Source organism: Synechococcus sp. MU1643 (genome assembly GCF_020514095.1).
Lineage (GTDB): Bacteria > Cyanobacteriota > Cyanobacteriia > PCC-6307 > Cyanobiaceae > Parasynechococcus.
In genome coordinates, this window is sequence record NZ_VTKY01000004.1 from 133069 (window position 1) to 156909 (window position 23841).

Here is a 23841-nt window from a genome sequence, read left to right on the forward strand (position 1 = left end):
AGGTTCATGTCCCTCACCCTCCGCGTGCTGGCAACAGACCAGAACGTCTTTGATGGCAGCGCCGACGAGGTGATCCTGCCCAGTACCACCGGTCAACTCGGCATCCTGCCTGGCCACATCTCCCTGCTTACCGCCATCGACATCGGCGTGCTTCGGGTGCGTGCCAACGGTGCTTGGAACTCCATCGCCCTGATGGGTGGTTTCGCCGAAGTGGATGCTGATGAAGTCACCGTTCTGGTGAACAAAGCCGAGCTGGGCAGCGCCATCGATGGCGCTGCCGCCGAGACCGCTTTCCAGAAAGCCACCACCGTTGTGGCTGGCATGGAAGGCCAACCTGCTTCTCCAGAAAAGCTCAAAGCCCAGCAAAAGCTCAATGAAGCTCGCGCTCGTCTTCAGGCCAGCAAAACAGCCGACTGAATTCATCCAACTGTTCCACGGATGACATTTAACGCGCCAGGGGTTTCCGCCCCTGGCTTTTTTTAATGGTGGTTTTTGAGTCTTTAGTTAGAGCGCTGGGTGGCAGGCACAAAAAAACCTGCCCGAAGGCAGGTTTCTGTGGACAAACTCAAAAGCGGAGCGGAATCAGGCGGTACCGCAGAAGGTGACGTCGGGAAACTTGGCCTTGGCCTCGTCGAGGCTCTTGCCTTTGCCCTCTTCCTGCCAGTAGTTGATCACCTCAGTGGCCTGGTTGAGCACTTCAACCCGCTCGTTGTCAGTGATCCAGCTCTTGCCTTCCAGCTCAGTCTTCAGGCTTTCCCAAGCATCCTCACGGGGCCAGAAGAAGTAGGAGGTGAGGGGGCTGGGGCCACCGCCAACGATCTGATCAACCGCGAGGGCCACGTTGTCTGGAAGCCAGAGGATCTTCAGCAGGAAGCGGCCCTCATCGGCCTTGGGGGTGTAACCGGAAGGGACACCATCGGCATCGATGGTGGCCGTGGCCAGAGCCGCGGCGGCACCTTTCAGCACAGGACGCCCTTCGCCCTCGGTGGCTGCAGGCTTTTCAGTGGTTTCAGCTGCCTGGGTGGCGCCTTCAGCCGCGTCGGCGGACGGAGTCGCGACCTCCTGGTCGGTAGGGGCAGCGCCTTCGGTGACCGTCATGGTGTCAGCGCTCAAGACAGAACTACAAACAACTAACCTACCAGCCGCTCCCCGTCAGATGTTCTGGGATCCCCAACCATCCTGCTGTTCGACATCGATGGTGTAATCCGCGATGTAGCGGGCAGCTACCGACGGGCCCTCCAATGCACCGTGCAGCACTACTGCGGTTGGCAGCCCAGCGCTGATGCCATCGATGCATTGAAGGCCGAAGGAGCCTGGAACAACGACTGGGACGCCAGCCTTGAACTGCTGCGGCGCCATGGTGCTGAGCTGCCGGATCGCGCCGCGCTGATCGATGTCTTCAGCCGCTTTTACTTCGGGGGTGATCCGGAAGGGGACCCCAGCCAATGGACGGGCTTCATCGGCGATGAGCCTCTTCTGGTGGACGCCAGTTTTTTCGCCACGCTGTCGCAGCGCAAGCTGCGCTGGGGATTTGTGAGCGGGGCTGAGCCGCCCTCAGCCCGCTTCGTGCTGCAGCAGCGCCTTGGGCTCCAGGATCCGCCCTTGATCGCGATGGGCGATGCCCCCGACAAACCGGACCCCACAGGCTTGATCCGCCTGGCCAAAGCCCTCGGAGCGGATAGCGAGGGAGCGCAGGTGGCCTATCTCGGCGACACCGTGGCCGATGTGCACACCGTGGTTCAAGCCCGAAAACGCTGGCCAGAACAACAGTTCGTCAGTCTTGCGGTGGTGCCGCCTCACCTGCAGAGCGAAGAGCAGGCTGCGGCGCGCGAAACCTATGAACAACGGCTGAGGGAGGCCGGCGCTGATCAAGTGCTGACGGACACCAAAGCCTTGCTGTCCTGGGAGGGAGCCACCGCGTGAGGGCAGCTGTCCTCCGCGAAACTCCGCTGCTGATCGGAGTGCTGACCCTGGCCGGCCTCGCGACCACCAACCTGCTCGACTGGCTGCTGCGGCAGCCCGCCCTGCCCGTGCTGACGGGCCTTGCCTTGCTCAGTGTGCTGGTGCTGTTGATGGCGCGGGGGGTGGCGCACCATGCCGATCAACTGGCAGAGCGCCTCGGGGAACCACTGGGAACCTTGGGGCTGACAGGGTCCGTGATCGTGATTGAACTGGCCCTGATCGCCTCCACGATGCTGACGGGTGAGAGCAACCCGACCCTGGCACGCGACTCGATGTTCTCGGTGCTGATGATCGTGCTCACGGGAGTCAAGGGCATGACCTTGATCGTGGCGGCGAGGGTGCAGCGACAGGGGCGCACCCAGCCGATGCAGCCGGAGGAGCTAGCGGCTGTGAACCAGAGCGGTTCGAGTGCCTACATCAATCTGATCACCACCATCAGTGTTCTGGCACTGGTGCTGCCCAACTTCAGCCAGGACAGCCTCGAAGCCAACTACTCCCTGCCGATCAACTGGCTGCTGACGTTTGTGTCGATCAGCCTCTACGGGATTTTTCTGCGCGGCCAGGTTGGCCGTTACCGCAACCTGTTTCTCGATACCGCTCAGCAACAAACCTCCGGGTCCCTCTCCCTCGCGGACAGCACTGCGGAGGCCCCCACTCCCCCGGGCGAAGCCGAAGGATCGCTCCTGAAGAACGGAGCTCTTATGGCGGCTGGGCTGCTGGTGCTAGTGCTGATCGCGGAATCAATGGGGACGTTGATCGAAACAGGGATCAACGATCTTGGTTTGCCCAGTTCCCTCGGCGGCCTGCTTGTGGGCTTGCTGGTGGTCGCACCGGAAGCGCTCAATGCTTTTCAGGCCGCTGGGAAAGGAGAGTTGCAGCATTCACTCAACACTCTCTATGGGTCGTCCCTCTCGACCCTCTGTCTCACGGTGCCGGCGGTTCTGGCGATCGGCGAATTCACGGGCACCGCCGTGATCCTGGGGCTGGATCCACTCGAATCAGTGCTGCTGGTGAGCTGATCCGCGATCTGATCTTGATCAGCGTTCCATTGCCTCAACGCTCTTGAGGGCACCCGCGGTGAGCACCTCATGGCCGGTCTCGGTAACGGCAACGTCGTCTTCGATGCGAATGCCGATGCCTTTCCAGCGATCATCGATCTCAGGCTGTCCATCCGGCACGCTGAGGCGATCGCTGACGTAAAGGCCGGGCTCAACGGTGAGCACCATGCCTTGCTCGAGAGGCGCAGGTTGCTCACCGAGCCGGTAGGCCCCCACATCATGCACATCCAGACCCAGCCAATGGCCGGTGCGGTGCATGTACAGGTGACGGTAATCGCCTCGCTCGATGATGCCGTCCACATCCCCGATCAGCAGGCCCAGGTCCACCAGGCCCTCAACCAGAATTCGCAGGGCTGTGTCGTGCACCGCCTCCGCGGTGCCACCGGGAGCCACAACAGCCACCGCAGTTTCCTGGGCCTCCAGAACCAGGCTGTAGAGCTCCCGCTGTTCCGCCGTGAAGCGGCCATTCACCGGGAAGCTGCGGGTGATGTCGCCGTTGTAGTAATCCTCCAGGGAACAACCGGCATCGATCAGCAGCAGGTCGCCGTCCTGAAGCGGGGCAGTGTTGGCGGTGTAGTGCAGCACGCAGGCGTTATCACCGCCAGCGACGATGGATCCGTAGGCCGGACCGCGGGCCCCATTGCTCCGGAAGTGAGCTTCCATCGCCGCCTGCACCTCAGCCTCGTTCATGCCCGGACGGGTGATCGATCGGGCCAGCTCGTGGGCTTCTGAGGAGATGCGACAGGCCTCCCGCAGACGCTCCAACTCATGGGGCTCCTTGCGCAGGCGCAGGCGATGCAGGATCGGTGTTGGCGCCACCAGGCCCAGGGCCGCCGTCCCAGTGCGGGCATAGGTATCGAGTTGCCGCCCCCAGGCCGAGAGCACCATCGACTCCACCGATGTGTGGCGGCCCACCCGGAAGGCGATGGCTTCGGCACCGGCGAGGTATTCGGGCAGTTTTTCGCTCAGCTGATCCAGGGGATGGGCCACATCAGCGCCGTAGCGCTCCAAAGCTCCTTCTGTGCCCCAGCGGAAGCCGGTCCACACCTCAGCTGCCGGGTCCTTGGGCTGCACAAACAGCACGTAGCGCTCGCCCTCCGGTCGGTGCGGCAGCAGCAGAGCCACCGCGTCCGGTTCATCAAAACCGGTGAGATAAAAGAAATCGCTGTCCTGTCGGAAGGGCCACTCGCAATCGGCGTGATGGGTCGCCAATGCCGCGGCCGGAATCACCGCGGCGGCAGCGCCGAGTTGCTCCATGAACAGAGCGCGACGACGCGCGTGGATGCCGGAGTCGAAACCGTTCACAGCAGCAGAGCGTTCAGAGGAACAGGATGGCAGTTGGCAAGGCCGAACTGGCCAGGGCCTCTACGATGCAGGGAGTCTCAGACGGCAATGAGCTCCGATCTCCTGGTGCTGTTGCTGTTGGTTTTAGTCGTGCTGCTGGGCTCGGCCCTGTGCTCCGGAGTTGAAGCCGCCCTGCTGACGGTGAGTCCGATCCGGGTGCATGAGCTGGCTGCCCGGGATCGCCCCGTGGCCGGGGCCAGGCGGCTGGCGCAGTTGCGTCAACGGCTGGGGCGCACCCTGTCGGCTCTAGTGATCGCCAACAACGGCTTCAACATTTTCGGCAGCCTGATGCTGGGCGGTTATGCCGCCTGGGTGTTCGAGCAGCGCAACATCAGCGGTGTGGCCCTGCCGGTGTTCTCTGTGGGCCTCACCATCCTGGTGATCCTGCTGGGGGAAATCCTCCCCAAAGCCCTCGGCAGCCGTCTGGCCCTGCCGGTGGCCCTGGCCAGCGCGCCCCTGTTGCATTGGCTCGGGCTGGCACTAAGGCCGCTGGTGCTTTTGCTGGAACGGATGCTGCCGGCCATCACCGCCGAAGCGGAACTCAGCACCAATGAAGAGGAGATCCGTCTGCTGGCCCGCCTGGGCTCCCAGAAAGGAGAAATCGAAGCTGATGAAGCCGCGATGATCGGCAAGGTGTTTCAGCTGAACGATCTCACCGCCCGCGACCTGATGACGCCGCGGGTGGCTGCGCCCACCCTGGACGGCAGCCTGAGCATCGAAGCCCAGCGGGCCAAGCTGATGAGTACCAACGACCCCTGGTGGGTGGTGCTCGGCGATCAGGTGGACAAGGTGCTTGGCGTGGCCAGCCGCGAAAGGGTGCTCACCGCCTTGTTGGAGAACCGTGGGCTGCTCACGCCCGTTGACCTCTGCGAACCGGTGGAATATGTGCCGGAAATGATCCGAGCAGATCGGCTGTTGACGGGCTTCCGGCGCGACAGCAGCGGCGTGCGCGTGGTGGTGGATGAATTCGGTGGCTTCGTTGGCGTGATCGGGGCCGAATCCGTGCTGGCAGTGCTGGCGGGCTGGTGGCGCAAGCCGGCAGCATGAACGGGATGCAACCCACCCCGCCCCACACCGTTGAACGCTGCCAGCTGCTGCTGGAGCGCTGGCGCAGCCAGCTGCAGCTGAGCGCCCGGGAGCGGGGACTGCTGGGGGGTGAATTGCAGCTGTTGGATCGCCAGCTGCAACGGCTGCAGCAACGACGCCTGCGGATTGCCCTATTTGGTCGGGTTGGGGTCGGCAAATCCAGCCTGATCAATGCCTTGATCCGCCGGCCGCTGCTGGAGACGGATGTCGCCCACGGCAGCACCCGGCGTCAACAGGCGGTGGACTGGCCCGTGGAGATTGCCGGGCTGACCAGGGTGGAATTGGTGGACACCCCCGGCATTGATGAAATCGATGCCGGGGGGCGGGCTCGCTTGGCCTCTCGCGTGGCCATGGGTGCCGACCTGGTGCTGCTGGTGGTGGACAGCGATCTGACCCGGGCTGACCTGGAGGCCTTAAACACGCTGCTGGAGAGCGGCAAGCCCCTGCAGCTTGTGCTGAACCGCAGCGACCGCTGGCCGAAGCAGGAACGCGCCGCGCTGCTGCGCAGCATCGGCGCCAGGCTTCCTGTGGATCTGCCGATCACCGCGGCAGCGGCAGCGCCCCGCAGGCCCCAGATCCAGGCTGATGGGCGGGTGCGCAGCACGATCACGACGCCGCAGGTGCAGGATCTGCGAAAGCAGCTCTGCCAACAGCTGGAGAACGAAGGCACCCTGCTGCTGGCGATCCAGTCGCTGCGCCAGGCCGACCGCTTCCAGAGGGCCTGCCAAGAACTGCGGCTGCAGCAGCACCGCCACACGGCCCAAAGCCTGATCGGTCGTTATGCAGCCGCCAAGGCCACTGGCGTGGCCGTCAACCCTGTGATGGCGTTGGACATGGCAGGAGGCATGGCCTGCGACACCGCCCTGGTGCTGCAGCTCAGCCGTCTTTACAACCTGCCGATGACACCAGCAGCGGCACGACTGCTGCTCACCCGACTCTCCAGCCACAACGCCCTGCTGGGAGGCGTTCAGCTGGGGCTGGCGGCCCTGAAGCAAGCACTGCTGCTGCTGGTGCCGGTAAGCGGCGGCGGCAGCTTGGCCCCGGCAGCCCCAGTGGCCCTTGCCCAGGCCGCCCTGGCGGTGCATGCCAGCCGGCGAACGGGGCGTCTGGTCGCCCAGCAATTGCTTCGACGACGCGGCGGTCAACCGGGGGCCCTGCTGCGCCGCCTGGCCGAACGGGATCCCGTGGTGCACCACTGGCTGTTGCGCTGGCCCAAAGCCCTGGAGCAGGATCTACAACCGCTGCTGCCCTGAGATGATCGCTGCTGCTATCGCCTTGCTGGGCACCAGCGCCGATCCACCCACCCGCGGCCATCAGGTGCTGCTGGAGGGGCTTCTGAACCGCTACGCCCAGGTGGCGACCTGGGCCAGCGACAACCCCCTGAAACAGCACGATGCTCCCCTGGCGTTGCGGGCGATGCTGCTCGGCCAGCTGGTGCAGCAACTGCAGGATGAACGGCTGGAGCTGGCCCAGCATCTGAGCAGCCCGTACACCTTGATCACCTTGCAGCGGGCCGCAAAGCATTGGCCTGAGCGGGACCTGGTGTTTGTGGTCGGTAGCGATCTCGCCGGCCAGATTCCCCGCTGGAAACAGAGCGATTGCTGGCTGCCGCAGTGCCGTCTAGCGATCGCCCCGCGCAAGGGTTGGCCCCTCGAGGAAGCCACGCTGCAGGCGCTGCGCGATCTGGGTGGACGGGTGGAACTGCTGGATCTGGAGGTTCCTGCCACCGCCAGTTCGCAACTGCGGCAGCAACCCAATGAAGCTCAGATCCCTGAAGCAGTGTGGCCGCTTTTGCTCCAGCACAATCTTTATGGCCTTTCGGGGAGCCCCTGCTGATGCGCATCGCCCTGGCCCAACTCAACCCCGTTGTCGGCGACTTCAAGGGGAATGCCGCCCGGATCCTGGAAGCAGTGCGCAGGGCGGAGGAGCAAGGTGCAGAACTGGTGCTGACCCCGGAGCTCTCCCTCTGGGGCTATCCCCCCCGGGACCAGTTGCTCGAGCCGAGCCGCATCCAGCAGCAGGACACGGCGCTGCAGTGGCTGGTGAACCAACTCAACAGCAGCGTCACCCTGTTGGTGGGTGCTGCGCTGCCGGCCGCAGATGCCCGCAGCCCACGGCTGCTCAATGGTGTGGTGCTGGTGAATCGCCTGGGCTGGCGGCCGATTGCTCAGAAACAGCTGCTGCCCAGTTACGACGTCTTCGATGAGCGGCGCTACTTCCGCCCCGGCGATGGCCCCTGCCTGCTCGCCCTGCCCAACGGAAAGCGACTGGGACTCACCATCTGCGAAGACCTCTGGGTAGATGACGGCCTGCAGCGCGAGCGCCTTGACGGACCGGATCCCATCGATCAACTGATCCCCGAACAACCTGATCTGGTGATCAATCTGGCGGCATCCCCCTTCGATGCCGCCAAGCCAGCCTTGCGCCAACGGTTGGCGGCGGCGGCGGCACGACGCCTCAACTGTCCACTGATCTACCTCAATCAAGTGGGGGGCAACGACGAGCTGGTGTTCGACGGGGCCAGTTTTGTGGTGGAAGCCGATGGGGCTTTACAGCTGGAGCTTCCCGTTTGTGAGGAGCACCTCGCGGTATGGGATAGCGGCCATCCCGCCACTGTGCAGTCCCGGGGCCAGATCCAGCCGATGGATCCCTTGGAGCGGCTGTTCAGAGCCCTAGTGCTTGGGGTGCGTGACTATGCCAGAAAATGCGGGTTCAAACAGGCATTGCTGGGGTTGAGCGGCGGCATCGACTCAGCGCTGGTGGCCGTGATCGCCACCGCAGCCCTGGGGAACGAGGCGGTCTCGGCGCTGTTGATGCCCTCCCCTTGGAGCTCCTCAGGATCCATTGACGATGCCTTGGCCTTGGCCGAAAGGTTGGGGCTGCAGACCAACACAGTGCCCATCGCCGGCCTGATGAACGGCTACGACCAGGCCCTCAGCGCACCGCTTGGGGAAACACCCCAGGGCGTGACGGCGGAAAATCTTCAATCGCGAATTCGCGGCACCCTGCTGATGGCCGTGGCCAACCAGCAGGGCCAACTGCTACTCACCACCGGGAACAAATCCGAGCTGGCCGTGGGTTATTGCACCCTCTACGGCGACATGAACGGCGGGCTAGCGGTTATTGGCGATCTCTACAAAACCAGCGTGTTTTCGCTGTGCGACTGGCTCGACAGCGACGCAGCCCGGAACTGCCGCCAAGCCCTGGGGCTTCCGGTGCAAGGGGAGCTGGTGGGTAAAACGATTCGACGCAAACCCCCCAGCGCCGAGCTGCGGCCCAACCAGAAAGACAGCGACTCCCTGCCCGACTACGACGCGCTGGATGCTCTGCTCAAAGCTCTGATCCAAGAGCGACAGTCCGGAACAACCCTTGTGGCCGCCGGCCATGATCCCGCTCTGGTGGAGCGGGTGGAACGGATGATGAAACGGGCCGAGTTCAAGCGACGCCAAGCGGCACCCTTGCTCAAGGTGAGCCCCCAGGCCTTCGGCAGCGGTTGGCGGTTACCAATTGCAGCGGCCTAAACCAGGCCCAGCTTTGAGATGTGGCGGGTTCCGCGCGGCGGAGCCAGATTGAAAGGATCCCCTTGACGCCGCCATGGCCGCCTCCGTCCTCTCGGCCCCTATGGCCAGCATCGGTGTGCCGAAGGAGATCAAGCTCGATGAGCAGCGCGTGGCGCTGACCCCCGACGCGGTGCGGGAGCTCGTGAGCCAAGGCTTGGAGGTGCGCATCGAAGCCGGAGCCGGAGCTGGAGCGGGAATCGGTGACGAAGCATTCGCCGCCGCAGGTGCTCAGCTGGTGAGCCGCGACGAGGCCTGGGGCGCCCATTTGGTGGTGAAAGTGAAGGAACCGCAGGCGGAGGAATTTGCTTATCTGCGGAAGGACATGGTGCTATTCACCTACCTGCACCTGGCCGCCTATCCCAGCGTTGGGGAAGCCCTGCTGGAAGCAGGCACCGCCGCCATCGCCTACGAAACCGTGCAGCTGGAGAACGGCAGCCTGCCGTTGCTCGCACCGATGAGCGAAATCGCGGGGCGCTTGGCGGCCTAGGTTGGAGCTCACCTTCTGGAGAAACCCCACGGCGGTCGCGGCGTGCTGATCGGAGGCTGCACTGGCGTACAGCCGGCCCGGGTGGTGGTGCTTGGCGCCGGCACCGTGGGCTGGAACGCCGCACGAACGGCCGCCGCCATGGATGCCGAGGTGTTGCTGCTCGACCGCTCGCCCCAGCGGTTGCGCAGCCTTGAAGCCGACCGTCGCGGTCGGTTGATGAGTGTGGTGAGCAGCCGCGGGCTGCTGGAACGGTTGGTGCCGACAGCGGACCTGGTGATCGGGGCCGTGCTCACCCCCGGGGGTCGGGCCCCCACCCTTGTGGACGAGGGAATGGTGCAGCAAATGCGCCCTGGCTCGGTGATCGTGGATGTAGCGATCGACCAGGGGGGCTGCATCGCCACCAGCCAGGAAACGACCCACCGCGATTCCACTGTGACCATCCACGGCGTGCAGCACTACGCCGTGGGCAACATGCCAGGCGCGGTGCCATTCACCTCAACCGAAGCCCTGGTGAGCGTGACACTTCCCTACATCCTGGGCATCGCCGGGCGAGGTCTGGAGGAATCGGTGACGGAACGGCCCGAGCTGCTCTCCGGGCTGAACACGGTGCAGGGATCGGTGTGCCATCCCGGCGTAGCCAAAGCCCTAGGCGTGCCACCTCGGCATCCGATGGCCTGCCTGCGTTAGCACTCCAAATGGAGTGCACCCACATAGAGCCAAGGGCCATCCTCCGCGCCATCGCGACGCTGAAACAAGGAGGTTTCCTTCAGCACCCCTCCCCGATAACGGGCTTCAAACTGCACTGTTCCCTCCAGATCCCGCGGACCGCCGCCGCTGACTGCGAGAACGGTCAAGCCGAGCCAACGGGGCTGCCGGCAACTCTGCTCCAGGGAATTGCGCCGCTGCTGTGCAGGAACATCCGGCTCAGGATGGGTGACCAGCAGATAGTCGATTTCGCCGCGCGCAAAGGCTGAATATCTGGAGCGCATCAACTGCTCAGCCGTTTCAGCAAGCTGATCTCCGCGATGCAAGGGCCCACAGCAGCTGCCATAAGCACCGCCCCCACATGGGCAAGGGCTCTGATCGAGGGCTCCACCAAAACCGCCAGGCATTAATCCAACCGTTGTAACGGTGGCAATGGCCGGCCCAGGGACGCCGGACTCAAACCCTCCCGCAACGCCAGCACCAAACCTGCTGCCTCGCTGTAACTGCTGGCATGGAGAACGCCCTGGCTCAAGCCAAGGGCATCGGCAGAGACCGACAGCACCGATGGATTGGCCACGCAGACCACTGGCAGATTGCGCTCCACGCAAGTCAGCACCGCCTCCCCCCCCAAGGCGCCTTCAGGAACAACAACCGCGCCCAATTGCGCCGCATCAAGGTCGCCGGGCTGCCGGTCACCAGTTACAAGATCCGGTGCTCGGCTCAGCCCCACCAGGACGCAGGCCAGGAAGGTGTAACCGAGCTCCTCACCCGCCGCCCTCGGATCAAGCTGCGGATCCAGGGGCAACGGGTCCAACGCGGGTGCGTGGGCACAGGGGATCTGCAGGTGCTTCACCAGCAGGTGGCTGATCACCGCTTCAGCGCCAGCCAGAGCATCGACGCCACTGCCCTGGCGATAGGCCTCCAGCTCCTCACTTTCCGGATCCTCCGGGAAGCGGGCGACCACCGCAATCGCCGTCGCACCATCCTGCTTCAAGCGTTCACCAGCCCGCAACAAGGCATCGGGACACCCCAATCGCCCCCAGCTGGCACCACTGGCGCCGCGCTCGAGTGTGACATCAAGCGGAGCATCCGTTGAAATCACCGGGCCGATGTCCAAACCCAAGCTGGCGCGGCAGCCCTCGGCCACTTGTATCTGGCGCTGGACCAGCTCAGGCTGGATGCCGGCATCCAGCAGCAAACCGATCCGTTGCTTCCGCACCGGCCGCAGGCCCCACTCACCCACAGCAAAACGATCGAGGCCATAGCCCTCGACGTAGTGCACGCGGGAATCACTCCAATAGAGCGAAGCCCCATTCATCACATTGGGATGGGTGATCAGGCAGCCGCTCGCTGCAGCCAGCAACCGTGCAGACGGCAGGGCATCACCGGCATAGCCCCCGATGTCGCATCCGATGCCAGTCGGCACAAGCATCAGCGTTGGCATTGGTGCCGAGCTCATGCGCTGATCACCGCCTCCACTTGAAGGGTTCGAGCACCATCGGGGCTGGATCCCACCGCGGTAACAGCCCAACGCAGAACATCACCCTCTTCAGCCAACTGCTGGCGAATCCAGCTGCGCAGCTCCACCAGTGGCACATCAGCGGGCCAGAGGAATTGGCGTTGGAGGCTGGTGAGCCTCACTTCTGATATTGACCGAACTGGGCTTCGTAGAGCGCATCCTCTTGCCCCGCCTTGAGGGTGAGATCGGCCCGCGGGAAAGCCACGCACAGCAGGCTGTAGCCCTGCTGCTGAAGATCACCTTTCACACCCATGGCATCGGGCTGCTCAACACTGCCCTCGCTGATCAGCGCAGCACAGGTGGTGCAGACCCCAGAGCAGCAGGAGCTGGGCAGGGTGATGCCAGCGGCCTCAGCAGCATTCAGCACCGTTTGGTCCCCGCGGCAAGGAAAGCTGTGAATTTCGCCTTCGAACTCGGCGCGGACGGTGTAAGTGGCCACGTCGGACATGCCGGGCTCAACAAAGAAGAGGCCGCATTCTCTCAGGCAATGGGCTCATCCAGCGCCACCCAATGGCGTGGGTGGGGCGCCAAATACTCCGGAGAGCCACCCTGCTCCGAAGCGGTCAGCACGAAATCAAAACTGATGGAACAGCGCAGCTCGTCTGGGTCGTCGTTAGGCAGAACGCTGTGCTGCAGGCTCGACGGAAATAGCACGAGCAAACCAGGGCGTGGGGCTAGATCCCAGTGGGACCGATTCAAAGGGTGGTCTTCAGCAATCGGACCGCCATAACCCACCGCCAAACCCGCCACCAACTCATTGGGATGATGGGACGCATGCAGGCGTAGGACGCCCTCCTCACCCGAGCCCGTGCCCGAGAGGTAGAGAACAGCGCTGAGATGGGCATTGGGGTGATGATGCCGTCCAACCGCTTGATCCCAATCGCTGATCACAGGCCAGCAACGCTGCAGATGCAGGGCCACCTGGCTGCGAGTGAAACCGAGCGAATCGAGGTAACGCCAGGCCTGATCCACCACCAGCTGGGCCGGAGCCTGAAAGGCTTCCTGTCGATGGAGCTGCCACACCCCATGCAGGTCACCCGTCCAAGCGCACCCTTCGCTGGGGTTGCCCTCAGCTTCGCCGCGAAGCCTCAGCAGTGCCTGCATGCAGGACGCCTGCTTCAGGGGATCGAGCGGAATTTGAGTAGTTGCCACAACAGTAGGAAAGAGCTGATGAAGCTGAAGCACGCCGACACCCTCAAACTCCTCCGCTTAACCGTAAACACGGCAGAAAAAAAGCCGGCCCCGAGGGACCGGCCTTCAGATAATCGATCGAGATGATCAGCCGACCGCTGCGGCACCGCCTGCAACTTCCAGGATCTCCTGGGTAATCGCGGCCTGACGGGCCTTGTTGTAGTCAAGGGTGAGGGTCTTGGCCAACTCCTTGGCGTTATCGCTGGCATTATTCATGGCCGTCATCCGGCTGGCCAGCTCAGAAGCTGCAGATTCCTGCAGGGAACGCAGCATCTGGTTCTGCAGATAAAGGGGGAGCAGCGCATTGAGCAGCTGTTCGGGGGTCTGCTCAAACACGATGTCCGAAGGAATCTTCGGCTCCGTGTTGGCAGGCCCTGCACCGGGCTCCACTGTCAGAAGGCCGTCCTTGGTGGTGAGACGGAAAATCTCATCCTCAGGATCAGCGATGTCCTGGGGATCCAAGGGCAGCAGTGTCTGAACCACAGGCTTGCAGCTCACCAGGTTGAGGAACTTGGTGAAGATCAGCTCGACGCGATCGGTGCTTTCAGCCAGGAATTCAGCCAACAGATCCGTTGAGATGGAGTTGGCCTCATCGGCGGTAGGAACCTGTTCCAGGCCGGAGAAGGTGGCCTGGATCGGGTAATCACGACGGGTGAAGTAGCCGATGGCTTTGGTGCCGATCAGCAGCAGCTTCACATCGAAGCCTTTACCCTTCAGCTCAGCAAAACGCTGTTCAGTGCGCTTAATGATATTGGCGTTGTAGCCACCACAGAGGCCACGATCACCAGTGACCGCAACCAGGGTGATGGTCTCAACAACACGCTGCTGCATCAGAGGGGAGGCCGCGTCTTCGAAACGCATGCGGGACTGGAGGTTTTCCAGAATCCGCGCAAGCCGATCGGCGAAGGGACGGCTGCGAAGCACTTGTTCCTGTGCGCGGCGCACCTTGGCCGCAGCCACGAGGCGCATGGCCTCGGTGATCTTGCGGGTGTTTTTGACCGACTTGATTCGGTCTCGGATTTCTTTGAGATTAGCCATGTCGGCAGCTCCTTCAGGCCGCGGAAGCGACCATGGTGGACACGACTTCGGTGATGGCGTCCTTAAGGACCGCTTCAGCCTCAGGACTCATCACTTTCTTCTCCTGGATTTCGGTGATGAACTCAGCCTTGTTGGACTTGAGGTACTCACGCAGTTCACGGGAGAAGTCGACGACCTTGGCGACGGGGACTTCATCGATCAGGCCCTTCACACCGGCGTAAACGATGGCGACCTGCTCAGCCAGGATTAGGGGGCTGAACTGAGGCTGTTTGAGAAGTTCACGCAGACGCTTGCCACGCTCCAGCTGCTGCTGAGTGGAAGCATCCAGGTCAGAAGCGAACTGAGAGAAGGCAGCCAGCTCGTCGAACTGGGCCAGCTCCAACTTCAGGGTGCCGGCAATCTTCTTAATGGCCTTGGTCTGGGCAGCACCGCCCACCCGGCTCACGGAGATACCCACGTTGATCGCAGGACGCAGACCTGAGTTGAAAAGGTCTGAGCTGAGGAAGATCTGACCGTCCGTGATCGAAATCACGTTGGTGGGGATGTAAGCCGAAACGTCACCGGCTTGGGTCTCGATGATCGGCAGAGCAGTCATGGAACCCTTGCCCATGGCGTCAGACAACTTGGCTGCACGTTCGAGCAGACGGCTGTGGCAATAGAAGACGTCACCGGGATAGGCCTCACGACCGGGCGGGCGACGCAGCAAGAGCGACATCTGGCGGTAGGCGGCAGCCTGCTTGGAGAGATCGTCGTAGATCACCAAGGTTGCCTTGCCCTTGTACATGAAGTACTCGGCAATGGTGGCACCGGTGTAAGGAGCTAGGTACTGGAGCGCAGCGGGCTCGGAAGCGTTGGCAGCAACGATCACGGTGTAGTCGAGGGCGCCGCGCTCACGCAGCACCTCAACAACGTTGGCCACAGAAGCAGCCTTCTGACCCACAGCGACGTAAACGCAGATCATGTCCTGATCCGCCTGGTTCAGGATCGTGTCGATCGCAATAGCTGTCTTGCCGGTCTGGCGGTCACCAATGATCAGCTCGCGCTGGCCACGGCCAACGGGGATCATCGCGTCGATGGCGGTGATGCCGGTCTGCATCGGCTCATGAACCGACTTGCGTTGAATGATGCCGGGCGCCATTGATTCAATCAGGCGCGTTTCGCTGGAGGCAATTTCACCCTTGCCATCGATGGCGCGGCCCAGGGAGTTCACCACCCGGCCCAGCATGCCTTCACCTACTGGAACAGCGGCAATCTTGCCGGTGGCCTTCACCGTGCTGCCTTCCTGAATGCCGTATCCCTCACCCATCAGCACCGCGCCGACGTTGTCGTCTTCGAGGTTCAGGGCGATGCCTTCGGTGCCGTCCTCAAATTCAATGAGTTCGCCGGCCATGGCTTGCTGCAGGCCGTAGACACGGGCGATGCCGTCGCCCACGGTCAGAACGGTGCCGACATTGCTGACGGAAACCGACTTGTCATAGTCCTCAATCTGCTTCTTGAGGATGGCGCTGATCTCGTCAGGACGGATGGAAACCATGGCGTGTGATCCCAGCTGGGAGTTGGGGAGGAAGGTGCGGTGGAGGAAAGAGTGAGGTCAGCTCGCCTTGGCGAGTGCCAGACCAAGGCGACGAACCTGGCCAGAAAGGCTGGCGTCGATCACCTGAGATCCGAGACTCACGACGAAACCGCCGATTAAGGACGGATCCACACTGAGGTCGATGTCGACCTTGTTGGTGCCGGCCATGGCCTGCACCTTTTTGGACAGTGCCGCCTGTTGATCCTCAGTGAGGCTTTGAGCAGAACGGACCTGGGCCAGCGTGATGCCCTGCTGTTCCCGATAAAGCTCGAGGTAGCGAAGCATCACCGCATCAAAAGCGATGAGTCGTTGGCGGTCAGCCAGCACCTTCAGCAAGTTGAGAACTGAAGGAGTGACATCCTCACCGACAAGCGCCTTGAGAGCTTTCTTCTTGGCGTCCGGCTCAAGAACCGGGGACACCATGGCGTCGCGGAAGTCTTCGGAATCGTTCCAGATCGCAAGCAGTTGCTTGCATTGATCGGCAACGGTTTCAGACTCACCTCGGGCCTCAGTGACCTGAAGCAGTGCTTCGGCGTATGGGGTTGCGAGGGAATTGAGGAGAGGCATCAGGCGTTCTCCAGATTTTTGATTGTGGAATCGATCAACTTGGCCTGAGCACTGGCATCAAGACGACCAGGAAGTTCGGCAAGGGCCTTGTCTATTGCCGCCAGAGCGGCCTCACGACGGAGGCTGTCCTTGATCCGAGCAGCGTCGGCTTCAGCATCGGCATTGGCGCCAGCCTTGATGGCTGCCATCACAGAAATAGTGCGCTTCTCGCCTTCGGCACGAATGCCTGCAGCGCGGGCCTGACCATCAGCACGAATCTTTTCAGCTTTCTGCTGAGCAGCAGACAATTCGGACTGGGCCTGGCTCAGGTTTTCGGTGGCGGTTTTCAGGCGGGACTCAGCCTCCTGCAATTCCTGAAGAATGGCGGCGCGGCGGCGTTCCAGGATTCCTCCCAGGAACCCGCGCAGGAACCAGAACAGGAGCCCGATCACGATGACCAGGTTGACCAGATTGGTTTCGAGCGGATTGAGATTGAGGGTCATCACGCGGCCAGCAAACGGTTGATGATCGTGGTGCTCAGCTGATCCACCTGACCCTTGAGCTGGGTGCGGGCGGACTCACGCTCGGCCTCGATGGCACGACGGCTTTCCTCTTTGGTGCGGTTGGCTTCAGCTTCTGCCTGGGCCAGCGCTTCGCGGTACAGCCGATCAACTTCTTGTTCCGCCTCAACAATCACCGCCTGAGCGGCCTGGCGGGCACCTTTCAGCTGTTCAGCAAGATCAGCTTCCAGGCGTTCAACCTGGGCGAGCTTCTGCTTGGCATCAGCACGACTGGTGGAGATGTAGCCCTCACGATCTTCCACGACCTTGCCGACCGGACGGAAGAAGAGAACATTGAGCAGGAAGGTGAGGAGAACCACCTGAACCGCCATCAGCGGAAGGGTGGCATCGAGGTCAAAAAGACCTCCCTCCGGAACACCTGCTTCAGCGAGCAGAAGCCAGGTCATGGAAAGGTGCGCTGGAAAGGAATCGAAACAAGGAGTTCAGCAGGGGGATCAGCGATCCCCCTGCACTGATCAGCCGGCGAAGGGGTTGGCGAACAGGAGCACCAGAGCCACCACCAGGCCGTAGATGGTTAGTGATTCCATGAACGCCAGGGACAGCAGCAGGGTGCCGCGGATCTTGCCTTCGGCTTCGGGCTGACGGGCGATGCCCTCAACAGCGCCGCCGGACGCGGTGCCCTGACCGATACCAGGGCCGATGGCGGCGAGGCCGACTGCCAGGCCAGCAGCCACAACGGAAGCGGCGGAGGTGATGGAATCCATGTTGGGTGGTGTAAGGGGAAGCGCTGGGAAGCGCTGTACGGAATGGAATTGGGGATCGGTTCCCCCCGCGCAGGGACATTCCCGAAGGAACGGGCCCGGGTGCAATGCCGGACCTGCGCGCGGATGTGTTTAGCAGATCGCCGTTCTCTGGCGATAGAGGGGAGAGGTTTTAGTGAGCCTCGTGGAGGCCCTCACCGATGTAGAAGGAGGCCAGGGTCGCAAAGATCAGAGCCTGAATGGCACTGGTGAACAGACCCAGAAGCATCACGGGCAGGGGCACGATCAGCGGCACCAAGTACACCAGCACCCCAACAGCCAATTCGTCGGCAAGGATGTTTCCAAACAGACGGAAGGAGAGGGAAAGAGGCTTGGTGAATTCCTCGATGATCTTGAACGGGAGCATGATCGGGGTCGGCTCCACGTACAGCTCGAAGAAGCGCAGACCCTTACGGCTCAAACCGGCATAGAAATAGGCCAGTGACACAAGCAGAGCCATCGCCACAGTTGTGTTGATGTCTGCGGTGGGAGCACCCAGCTCACCCTCGGGAAGTTCGAAGATCTTCCAAGGGATCAGGGCTCCGCCCCAGTTGCTCACGAAAATGAACAAAAAGAGGGTGCCAATGAACGGCAGCCAGTCGCGGTAGTACTTCTCGCCAATGTTGTCGCGGGCGATGTCGCGGATGAAATTCCAGAGGAATTCGAGCAGGTTCTGCAGACCGATCGGGTCGCGCTTCATCCCGCGGGTGCCAACAAGCACCACAGCGAGAAGGATGCCGATCAGGATCCAGGAGCTCAGGAACACCTGGCCGTGCAGATACAGATCGCCGATCTGCCAGTACAGGTGGTGACCCACTTCCAGTTCAGCGAACGGGAGTGGTAAGGGCAACAAAGCCATGGGTGCAGATAAAAGTGCTCAGACTCAGCGGTCGTCGAAGACGTGCTGAAGAATCAGGGCGGGCTTGTAGAGAAGGAATCCCAGGAAGGCCGGCAACAGATCAAGTTGAGGCAGCTTGGCCGAACCAACCACAAGCAGGGTTGGAACGATGAGCTGAAAACGTCCCAGTCCACGGGACTGGTCACTGAGCCGGGCCACACTGCGAGCCAGCAAACGCACGTACAGAAGTCCGGCGAATGAGCCCACAAGAACACTGCCGGCCACCGAGAGATTCATGGTGAGGGCCACGATCGGAACCGTGACGAGGGACACCAGAACGGTGGCCAACAGCAGGCGACGTTGAAGACGGTAAAAATCTTCCAAGCGCTGCCTGAAATGGCGCGCGGAATCTATCACGCGTTCGCTGCTGTTATTCCTGCAACAGAAGCAGCTGTCGATCCACAAGATTGCGGATCTGATCAGGAGATGCAAGGGCCCCCAATGTCTGTACCGGCTGCTCGGCGACAGTGCGCAGCAGGGTTCGGTCGGCATCACTGAGCTGAATCGGCTCCATGTTGCGACCAAGAATTGGATCGGGTTCCCCCCAGAGGCAGGGCTGAACCAAACCCCTGGCCAATCCGAGGGCCTCATCACTCCAACGGGCTCGCTCCACCGGTGCAGCAGAAAGAAAGAACTCGAAGTGGCTGATGTCGGGATCCAGCTGTTCCACAAGCTCCCACTGCTGACGCGGTGGCAAGACCTGGGCTCGCTCCAGCAGCTCACCTTCCAGGAGGCGGGCTGGATCCCAGGCCTCCGGATTGGAGAAGCCGGCGAAATGCAGACCCGCCGTTTCGATGAACGCGAAGAGACGCTCGAGGTTGTAACTGGTCTCCTGCGGGTGCAGGTACATGTCCGCAAAATTGGCGTCAGGAGCGCAATCAACGGCCCAGCGTTCACGATGATGACGCGCCAGACGGTTGCTCTCGGGCAGGGTCTCGAACAGCTCCCGGCCCAGACGCAGGCCCTCTGCCCCTGTGCCGGCATTCAGAAGTCTCAGGGCTTTCTGGGTCCGGTGGATCTCCCAGCGACCGGCATCGGCGTAAAGGAAAAGGTGCAACAGACCAGACGGAGCCAAGCGATCCGCCAGGGAGCGCAGCCCCGCCTCCGGCTGATCCAGGTGATGCAACACCCCCACCGAGTTGATGTAATCGAAAGATCCTTCGTCGCCGAGATCCAGGAGGCTGCGTTGCTCCTGACGCAACGCGTTCACCTGCTGAGCCGCTCCGGAGCGCTGACAGCGTTCCCGCGCCACCGCCAGGGCCCCATCACTGATATCCACACCCAGCACATCCGCACCCGGGTTGAGATGACAGAGGTAATCGGTGCTGACCCCGGTGCCGCAGCCGGCATCGAGGATCCGCGGCTGCTCCGTTCCGGAGGGGATCAGCCCATGCACTGCTGCCAGCACGCTGCGATGACACCAACGCCAGTTGTATCCAGGTGGCGGTCCGTCCTGAAGCGGATCCCCCGGAAAGGGAAAGCGGTCATAGAACGCACTCACCACAGGAGTCGCAGCATCACTGGGCTTGGGGTGGGTCATGCAGCGCAGATTCGGCGCCTGCGAGCTTTTCACGCCAGCCCCATCGATCCCCTGCAGCACCGCAACGCCTGCAAACATTTGTTCATGGGGCCGCGGAGCGCCATCCCGGCAGCCGTAACGTGTCCCGATCCGGCTTGCTTTCGTCGATGACAGTGACCGCCAGCAGCGGCAGCCCGCGCGTGTCTCCCCAACTGTTCGACACGCTGCCGCTCTCCAGCGTCCGTCAGGCGGAGCAGCAGGACCGTTTCCCTGACAACGGGGAGCTCGACAATCTGGTGACTTTCTTCCGAACCGGTCAGGACCGGATCGAAGCGTCCCGGATCATTGCGTCCAACGCCGAGGCCATCGTGGCCCGCGCCGCCAACAGAATTTTTGTGGGAGGCACGCCCCTCTCCTTCCTTGAGGCACCTCTAACAACTGGCGAAACCGGACGTTCCTCTGGTCAAAAGGGCACTCCACTTGCAGCTGACCAAGTCGCGTTTGAGCAGTCGGTGCGCACGTTCACTGGCGACAGCGGCACCACAAAAAGAGGCAACTTCTTTACCCGTCTGCTCGAAGGGGCCGGTGGGGATGCTGATATTCGTGTGGTGCTTCCCACAGGCTTCAACGCCATCAGCGTGGCCAAATACGGCCCGGCGTTCATGCGCAAGTCGGTGCGCGACATGGGTTGGTTCCTGCGCTATGTGGGCTACGCACTGGTAGCCGGAGACCCCAGCATCCTTGCGGTCAACACCCGTGGGCTGCGGGACATCCTTCTGGAGAACTGCTCCCTGGCCGCCACCAATGTTGCCCTTCAGGAAATGCGTGCCGCCTCAGCGGAACTGCTGCGGGATCGTCCTGAAGCCCGTCAGATGACCATCGACTGCTTCAACGTGCTGTTGCAGGAGCTGGCCATACCCACCCCGAGCACGAAGCAACGCCAGGGGAGTGCGGTGCAACAGGGCCTGCAGCTGCCTGCGATCTACGCCCTGGCTTCAGAAGGACGCCAGCTGTTTGAGATGCGTCCGGGTCTCTCCGGATCCGAGAAGGCAGAAATAATCCGTGCCGCCTACCGCCAGCTGTTTGAGCGCGACATCGCCAAGGGGTATTCACAGACCCCCTGCGCGGACAAAGCCAGCGCCGTCGCCCAGGGCCAGATCTCAATGCGTGAATTCGTTCGCGCCCTTGGCCGTAGCAAGGAATATCGCCAGCAGTTCCACGACGGTTTCGTCAACAGCCGTGTGGTGGAACTGGCTTATCGCCACTTCCTCGGCCGAGGCATCAGCTCCCTTGAGGAATTCCGGAAGTCGTTTGCCATCCTCAGCGACCAGGGGCTCAATGGCTTGGTGGATGTGCTGGTGAACTCCTCGGAATACGCTCAGGCCTTCGGTGAAGAAACCGTTCCCTACCTGCGCGATCTCGGCACGGAAGCACAGGAAAGTGCTGGCTGGGGCTCCAACCGCAAGCTGTTCAACTTCAGTGCCCCCTTCGATGGCGCACCGCAGTACGTCACCCTCTACGCCTCTTACCGCCAACCCTTTGCCGACCAGCACGTCTACGGCGGTGGCAATGATCCGGTGGCGAACAAATTCGGAGCCATCTTCCCAAGTGGGACCGCCTCAGTGGCCACCCGACCAGCCCCCTACAGCTACGACAGCCGCCGATTGCTCGTGAGCAACGGCCTCAACAGCCCTGGCCAACTGGACAGCGACAGTTTCCGCAAAAGCCGCCCCCGCAAGGGTGGACCGCGTGTGATGCGACTTCAGCAGATCGCCACGGGTGGCACTGTGAATCCAGGTCGAGGTGGTCAGCCCAGCGTGCGCACGACTGAGGCCAGCACCCAAGCCGTGATCAAGGCTGTGTACGTGCAAGTGCTCGGCAACGGCGGCTATGCGGGAGAGCGCATGAGCTCTGATGAAGCCCGCCTCGAAAACGGAGATATCTCGCTCAAGGATTTTGTTCGGGCAGTCGCTAAATCCGATGCTTTCCGACGCCGCTACTGGAGCGGCCTTTACATCGTTAAGGCGATCGAAGTGATGCATCGCCGTTTGCTGGGCAGACCCACCTTCGGCCGCTGGGAAATCGATGCGCTTTTCGATACAGCCGCAAGACAGGGCTTCTACGGAGTGGTTGACGCACTAATCGACAGCAAGGACTACAGCGAAGCTTTTGGGGCCGACACTGTCCCCTACGAACGTTTCATCACACCCGGTGATGTGACTGCACGCCGAACCCCAGGCTGGTCACGTGCACTCAAGCTTGAGGCTGCCGCTGACCTTACCCTCAGCAGCCGTCCCGAAACACAGCGGTCGGAAGCATTCCGCAGTAGTGGCGATGTAACGCAACGCAACCTGCCAGACACCCAAAAGACAGCCACCCAAGACTTCGCAACAACGACGAGCGGAAACGCCGCAGCGCCCAGTTGGCTGTCGGTTGTGCGTCAACAGCGTCTTGCGTCCAACAGGACTGGCTTCCCGATGCGGCGAGCCAGCAACTCAACGCCAACCAGCATTGGCGGTCGGACTTGGAGCGTTGAGCTGATTTCTTCCAATGCGCGTAGTGGGCAAGCACTTCCGCGTATGGGGATGGCTCTTGTCACGGAAGGTGCTGCAGGATTCGGCTTGCGGGGAGGACTTCCCGCGACGCTGGAGCTGAAACAGCCATGCAGCGAAGATGAGCTCCAGACAGCTCTGAATGCAACCTACAAGCAGCTTCTCAACCGTGTCCCTACTGAGAATGAGCGTCTGATCAGCGCGGAATCACGGCTGCGTAACCAGGACATTGACCTGACTGAATTCATTGCCGAAGTGGCGATGAGCGAAGCGTTCCAGAACCGCATCGCCTCCATGGCTCCGCTTCGGGCCGCTTCCGCGGCAGGTTTGGCTCTGCTGGGACGGGCCACCACCCCAGCCGAAACCAGCCGCTTCCTGATCACCCGCGCTCAAGCGGGTCATGGCGCTGCCGTGACTGAACTGCTGGTGGAACGGATCAGTACGACGGTGCCCCGCACCGACGGCATGGCGACCGCATCAGGGGTCAACCAAGCCACCATCCAGCGAACGGCCTCGCTTTACCGCGGCAACGCCGGCCTGAATCCTCCAACAGGGGACGCGATCTGATCCTCAGGCCTCCATTTCGCTGACAAACAGCCTCCACAAATCATGGTGGTTTTTGTCATCCGATCCCGGTGAAGTAAGACTTCATCGGGATCAATTTTGTGTGTAGTGGCCGCATCCCGGGCGATTACGGAGATCGCAGTAATGCCAAGGCTTCTCCGCGGAACAGATGCGCCGTGAAGAACTGTTACCCGGCCAAAATTCCCTGGCCATCGCCAGCGCAGAATGCAGCAGCCGAATCCAAGGGAGCGAGTTCACCGCGGTCAGTGTTGACCGATGTGAACAAGTCTCACTCCCAACGCTTCGACCCCCTGTCTCAGCCTTTAGTCTGTGACGCGATCCCTCGGGATCACCCCTTATTCACCGGATACCGGTCTCCTACGGGCGGCCGCTTGTTTCGAGGCAGAACTGCATGAGCATCGTCTCCAACTCGATCATCAACGCGGACGCCGAAGCCCGCTACCTCAGCCCTGGCGAACTCGACCAGATCAAAGCCTTCGTAACCGGCGGACAACGCCGTCTGCGTGTGGCCCAGGTCCTGTGCGAGAGCCGTGAGCGCATCGTCAAGCAGGCTGGTGGTCAGCTGTTCCAGAAGCGTCCCGACGTCATCTCACCCGGCGGCAACGCCTACGGCGAAGAGATGACCGCCACATGTCTCCGCGACATGGACTACTACCTCCGTCTTGTTACCTACGGCATCGTTGCCGGTGACGTCACTCCGATCGAAGAGATCGGCGTGATCGGCGCGAAAGAGCTCTATCGCTCCCTGGGCACCCCCCTCGAAGCATTGGCCGAATCCGTGCGCGAGATGAAGATTGTCGCCATGGGCCTCCTCACCGGAGCCGACGCAGAGGAAGCCGGCACCTACTTCGACTACGTGGTTGGCGCCCTCGCCTGAACCGCTCGCTGATTTCCCCT

General features: G+C 62.2%; 25 protein-coding genes and 1 pseudogene. 10 read left to right on the forward strand and 16 right to left on the reverse strand.

Annotated features, from left to right (window positions below; all coding sequences use genetic code 11):
- Positions 1 to 6: 6 nt before the first annotated feature.
- Entirely contained in the window at positions 7 to 417 is a 411-nt protein-coding gene (atpC, locus tag FZX09_RS08240) for an ATP synthase F1 subunit epsilon (protein WP_226401913.1), read from the forward strand.
- A gap of 165 nt (positions 418 to 582) precedes the next feature.
- Here atpC and FZX09_RS08245 read toward each other — a convergent pair whose 3' ends face one another.
- Entirely contained in the window at positions 583 to 1098 is a 516-nt protein-coding gene (locus FZX09_RS08245; protein WP_226401915.1) for a 30S ribosomal protein PSRP-3, read from the reverse strand.
- Between the two features lie 63 nt (positions 1099 to 1161).
- Between FZX09_RS08245 and FZX09_RS08250 the strand changes: the two genes are divergently transcribed.
- The gene (locus tag FZX09_RS08250; RefSeq protein ID WP_226401976.1) at positions 1162 to 1923 is read left to right on the forward strand and encodes a TIGR01548 family HAD-type hydrolase; all 762 of its coding nucleotides are present in this window, start codon (positions 1162 to 1164) and stop codon (positions 1921 to 1923) included.
- Entirely contained in the window at positions 1920 to 2981 is a 1062-nt protein-coding gene (locus FZX09_RS08255) for a sodium:calcium antiporter (protein WP_226401917.1), read from the forward strand. Before FZX09_RS08250 ends, FZX09_RS08255 begins: the two co-directional genes overlap by 4 nt.
- Before the next feature lie 18 nt (positions 2982 to 2999).
- Here the strand turns inward: FZX09_RS08255 and FZX09_RS08260 are convergent, their stop codons facing one another.
- Positions 3000 to 4325: an aminopeptidase P N-terminal domain-containing protein gene (locus tag FZX09_RS08260; RefSeq protein ID WP_226401919.1), complete on the reverse strand. Its 1326-nt coding sequence runs from the start codon at positions 4323 to 4325 to the stop codon at positions 3000 to 3002.
- Between the two features lie 87 nt (positions 4326 to 4412).
- Between FZX09_RS08260 and FZX09_RS08265 the strand changes: the two genes are divergently transcribed.
- The 5 genes and pseudogenes from FZX09_RS08265 to ald all read left to right on the forward strand — a co-directional run bounded on the left by FZX09_RS08265 (position 4413) and on the right by ald (position 10184).
- The gene (locus tag FZX09_RS08265; RefSeq protein ID WP_226401921.1) at positions 4413 to 5411 is read left to right on the forward strand and encodes a CNNM domain-containing protein; all 999 of its coding nucleotides are present in this window, start codon (positions 4413 to 4415) and stop codon (positions 5409 to 5411) included.
- Entirely contained in the window at positions 5408 to 6703 is a 1296-nt protein-coding gene (locus tag FZX09_RS08270) for a GTP-binding protein (RefSeq protein ID WP_226401978.1), read from the forward strand. The genes FZX09_RS08265 and FZX09_RS08270 overlap by 4 nt, the downstream gene beginning before the upstream one ends.
- Before the next feature lies 1 nt (position 6704).
- On the forward strand, positions 6705 to 7286 hold the full coding sequence (locus FZX09_RS08275) for a nicotinate-nucleotide adenylyltransferase (protein WP_226401924.1): 582 nt from the start codon (positions 6705 to 6707) through the stop codon (positions 7284 to 7286).
- The gene (locus FZX09_RS08280) at positions 7286 to 8971 is read left to right on the forward strand and encodes an NAD+ synthase (RefSeq protein ID WP_226401926.1); all 1686 of its coding nucleotides are present in this window, start codon (positions 7286 to 7288) and stop codon (positions 8969 to 8971) included. Before FZX09_RS08275 ends, FZX09_RS08280 begins: the two co-directional genes overlap by 1 nt.
- Before the next feature lie 73 nt (positions 8972 to 9044).
- Positions 9045 to 10184 (forward strand): annotated as a pseudogene (ald, locus tag FZX09_RS08285) (alanine dehydrogenase).
- Here ald and FZX09_RS08290 read toward each other — a convergent pair.
- The 14 genes from FZX09_RS08290 to FZX09_RS08355 all read right to left on the reverse strand — a co-directional run bounded on the left by FZX09_RS08290 (position 10181) and on the right by FZX09_RS08355 (position 19828).
- Positions 10181 to 10609 carry a YchJ family protein gene (locus FZX09_RS08290; RefSeq protein ID WP_226401927.1) on the reverse strand — a complete coding sequence of 143 codons (429 nt, stop codon included), beginning with the start codon at positions 10607 to 10609 and terminating at the stop codon, positions 10181 to 10183. The pseudogene ald and the gene FZX09_RS08290 overlap by 4 nt on opposite strands.
- Complete coding sequence (locus tag FZX09_RS08295; RefSeq protein ID WP_226401928.1) at positions 10609 to 11661, reverse strand: DUF3326 domain-containing protein; 1053 nt, start codon at positions 11659 to 11661, stop codon at positions 10609 to 10611. Before FZX09_RS08295 ends, FZX09_RS08290 begins: the two co-directional genes overlap by 1 nt.
- A complete protein-coding gene (locus FZX09_RS08300; RefSeq protein WP_226401929.1) occupies positions 11658 to 11843 on the reverse strand; it encodes a hypothetical protein in 186 nt (61 codons plus the stop codon). The genes FZX09_RS08295 and FZX09_RS08300 overlap by 4 nt, the downstream gene beginning before the upstream one ends.
- The gene (locus tag FZX09_RS08305) at positions 11840 to 12169 is read right to left on the reverse strand and encodes a 2Fe-2S iron-sulfur cluster-binding protein (protein WP_226401930.1); all 330 of its coding nucleotides are present in this window, start codon (positions 12167 to 12169) and stop codon (positions 11840 to 11842) included. The genes FZX09_RS08300 and FZX09_RS08305 overlap by 4 nt, the downstream gene beginning before the upstream one ends.
- 32 nt (positions 12170 to 12201) lie before the next feature.
- Entirely contained in the window at positions 12202 to 12873 is a 672-nt protein-coding gene (locus FZX09_RS08310) for a putative 2OG-Fe(II) oxygenase (RefSeq protein WP_226401931.1), read from the reverse strand.
- Between the two features lie 126 nt (positions 12874 to 12999).
- Positions 13000 to 13950, reverse strand: coding sequence for a F0F1 ATP synthase subunit gamma (locus tag FZX09_RS08315; RefSeq protein ID WP_226401932.1), 951 nt, complete (start codon positions 13948 to 13950; stop codon positions 13000 to 13002).
- A gap of 13 nt (positions 13951 to 13963) precedes the next feature.
- Positions 13964 to 15484, reverse strand: coding sequence for a F0F1 ATP synthase subunit alpha (gene atpA, locus FZX09_RS08320; RefSeq protein ID WP_226401933.1), 1521 nt, complete (start codon positions 15482 to 15484; stop codon positions 13964 to 13966).
- A gap of 57 nt (positions 15485 to 15541) precedes the next feature.
- The gene (atpH, locus tag FZX09_RS08325) at positions 15542 to 16090 is read right to left on the reverse strand and encodes an ATP synthase F1 subunit delta (RefSeq protein WP_226401934.1); all 549 of its coding nucleotides are present in this window, start codon (positions 16088 to 16090) and stop codon (positions 15542 to 15544) included.
- Complete coding sequence (locus FZX09_RS08330) at positions 16090 to 16572, reverse strand: F0F1 ATP synthase subunit B (RefSeq protein WP_226401935.1); 483 nt, start codon at positions 16570 to 16572, stop codon at positions 16090 to 16092. Before FZX09_RS08330 ends, atpH begins: the two co-directional genes overlap by 1 nt.
- Positions 16572 to 17036, reverse strand: coding sequence for a F0F1 ATP synthase subunit B' (locus FZX09_RS08335; RefSeq protein ID WP_006851720.1), 465 nt, complete (start codon positions 17034 to 17036; stop codon positions 16572 to 16574). Before FZX09_RS08335 ends, FZX09_RS08330 begins: the two co-directional genes overlap by 1 nt.
- A 69-nt stretch (positions 17037 to 17105) precedes the next feature.
- Positions 17106 to 17354: an ATP synthase F0 subunit C gene (gene atpE, locus FZX09_RS08340; protein ID WP_006851467.1), complete on the reverse strand. Its 249-nt coding sequence runs from the start codon at positions 17352 to 17354 to the stop codon at positions 17106 to 17108.
- Between the two features lie 169 nt (positions 17355 to 17523).
- Positions 17524 to 18249 (reverse strand): F0F1 ATP synthase subunit A, encoded by a 726-nt coding sequence (gene atpB, locus FZX09_RS08345; protein WP_006852023.1) that lies wholly within the window; start codon positions 18247 to 18249, stop codon positions 17524 to 17526.
- A 24-nt stretch (positions 18250 to 18273) separates the two neighbouring features.
- The gene (locus tag FZX09_RS08350) at positions 18274 to 18612 is read right to left on the reverse strand and encodes a hypothetical protein (protein ID WP_226401937.1); all 339 of its coding nucleotides are present in this window, start codon (positions 18610 to 18612) and stop codon (positions 18274 to 18276) included.
- 46 nt (positions 18613 to 18658) lie between these two features.
- On the reverse strand, positions 18659 to 19828 hold the full coding sequence (locus FZX09_RS08355) for a bifunctional 2-polyprenyl-6-hydroxyphenol methylase/3-demethylubiquinol 3-O-methyltransferase UbiG (RefSeq protein ID WP_226401980.1): 1170 nt from the start codon (positions 19826 to 19828) through the stop codon (positions 18659 to 18661).
- Positions 19829 to 19974: 146 nt separating this feature from the next.
- Between FZX09_RS08355 and FZX09_RS08360 the strand changes: the two genes are divergently transcribed.
- Together FZX09_RS08360 and FZX09_RS08365 are read left to right on the forward strand one after the other, a co-directional pair.
- Entirely contained in the window at positions 19975 to 22926 is a 2952-nt protein-coding gene (locus FZX09_RS08360) for a phycobilisome rod-core linker polypeptide (protein WP_226401939.1), read from the forward strand.
- A 409-nt stretch (positions 22927 to 23335) separates the two neighbouring features.
- On the forward strand, positions 23336 to 23821 hold the full coding sequence (locus FZX09_RS08365; RefSeq protein ID WP_006849995.1) for an allophycocyanin subunit alpha: 486 nt from the start codon (positions 23336 to 23338) through the stop codon (positions 23819 to 23821).
- Positions 23822 to 23841: the final 20 nt, after the last annotated feature.

What these genes read in the sequence shown, in the direction of transcription:
- FZX09_RS08280 (WP_226401926.1), top strand. Translation starts at nt 7,286, where the DNA reads ATGCGCATCGCCCTGGCCCAACTCAACCCCGTTGTCGGCGACTTCAAG.
- FZX09_RS08360 (WP_226401939.1), top strand. Translation starts at nt 19,975, where the DNA reads ATGACAGTGACCGCCAGCAGCGGCAGCCCGCGCGTGTCTCCCCAACTG.
- atpE (WP_006851467.1), bottom strand. Translation starts at nt 17,354, where the DNA reads ATGGATTCCATCACCTCCGCCGCTTCCGTTGTGGCTGCTGGCCTGGCA.
- atpA (WP_226401933.1), bottom strand. Translation starts at nt 15,484, where the DNA reads ATGGTTTCCATCCGTCCTGACGAGATCAGCGCCATCCTCAAGAAGCAG.
- FZX09_RS08245 (WP_226401915.1), bottom strand. Translation starts at nt 1,098, where the DNA reads ATGACGGTCACCGAAGGCGCTGCCCCTACCGACCAGGAGGTCGCGACT.
- atpH (WP_226401934.1), bottom strand. Translation starts at nt 16,090, where the DNA reads ATGCCTCTCCTCAATTCCCTCGCAACCCCATACGCCGAAGCACTGCTT.
- FZX09_RS08295 (WP_226401928.1), bottom strand. Translation starts at nt 11,661, where the DNA reads ATGAGCTCGGCACCAATGCCAACGCTGATGCTTGTGCCGACTGGCATC.
- FZX09_RS08270 (WP_226401978.1), top strand. Translation starts at nt 5,408, where the DNA reads ATGAACGGGATGCAACCCACCCCGCCCCACACCGTTGAACGCTGCCAG.
- FZX09_RS08315 (WP_226401932.1), bottom strand. Translation starts at nt 13,950, where the DNA reads ATGGCTAATCTCAAAGAAATCCGAGACCGAATCAAGTCGGTCAAAAAC.
- FZX09_RS08355 (WP_226401980.1), bottom strand. Translation starts at nt 19,828, where the DNA reads ATGACCCACCCCAAGCCCAGTGATGCTGCGACTCCTGTGGTGAGTGCG.
- FZX09_RS08330 (WP_226401935.1), bottom strand. Translation starts at nt 16,572, where the DNA reads ATGACCCTCAATCTCAATCCGCTCGAAACCAATCTGGTCAACCTGGTC.
- FZX09_RS08275 (WP_226401924.1), top strand. Translation starts at nt 6,705, where the DNA reads ATGATCGCTGCTGCTATCGCCTTGCTGGGCACCAGCGCCGATCCACCC.
- FZX09_RS08265 (WP_226401921.1), top strand. Translation starts at nt 4,413, where the DNA reads ATGAGCTCCGATCTCCTGGTGCTGTTGCTGTTGGTTTTAGTCGTGCTG.
- FZX09_RS08290 (WP_226401927.1), bottom strand. Translation starts at nt 10,609, where the DNA reads ATGCCTGGCGGTTTTGGTGGAGCCCTCGATCAGAGCCCTTGCCCATGT.
- FZX09_RS08365 (WP_006849995.1), top strand. Translation starts at nt 23,336, where the DNA reads ATGAGCATCGTCTCCAACTCGATCATCAACGCGGACGCCGAAGCCCGC.
- FZX09_RS08305 (WP_226401930.1), bottom strand. Translation starts at nt 12,169, where the DNA reads ATGTCCGACGTGGCCACTTACACCGTCCGCGCCGAGTTCGAAGGCGAA.
- FZX09_RS08335 (WP_006851720.1), bottom strand. Translation starts at nt 17,036, where the DNA reads ATGACCTGGCTTCTGCTCGCTGAAGCAGGTGTTCCGGAGGGAGGTCTT.
- atpB (WP_006852023.1), bottom strand. Translation starts at nt 18,249, where the DNA reads ATGGCTTTGTTGCCCTTACCACTCCCGTTCGCTGAACTGGAAGTGGGT.
- atpC (WP_226401913.1), top strand. Translation starts at nt 7, where the DNA reads ATGTCCCTCACCCTCCGCGTGCTGGCAACAGACCAGAACGTCTTTGAT.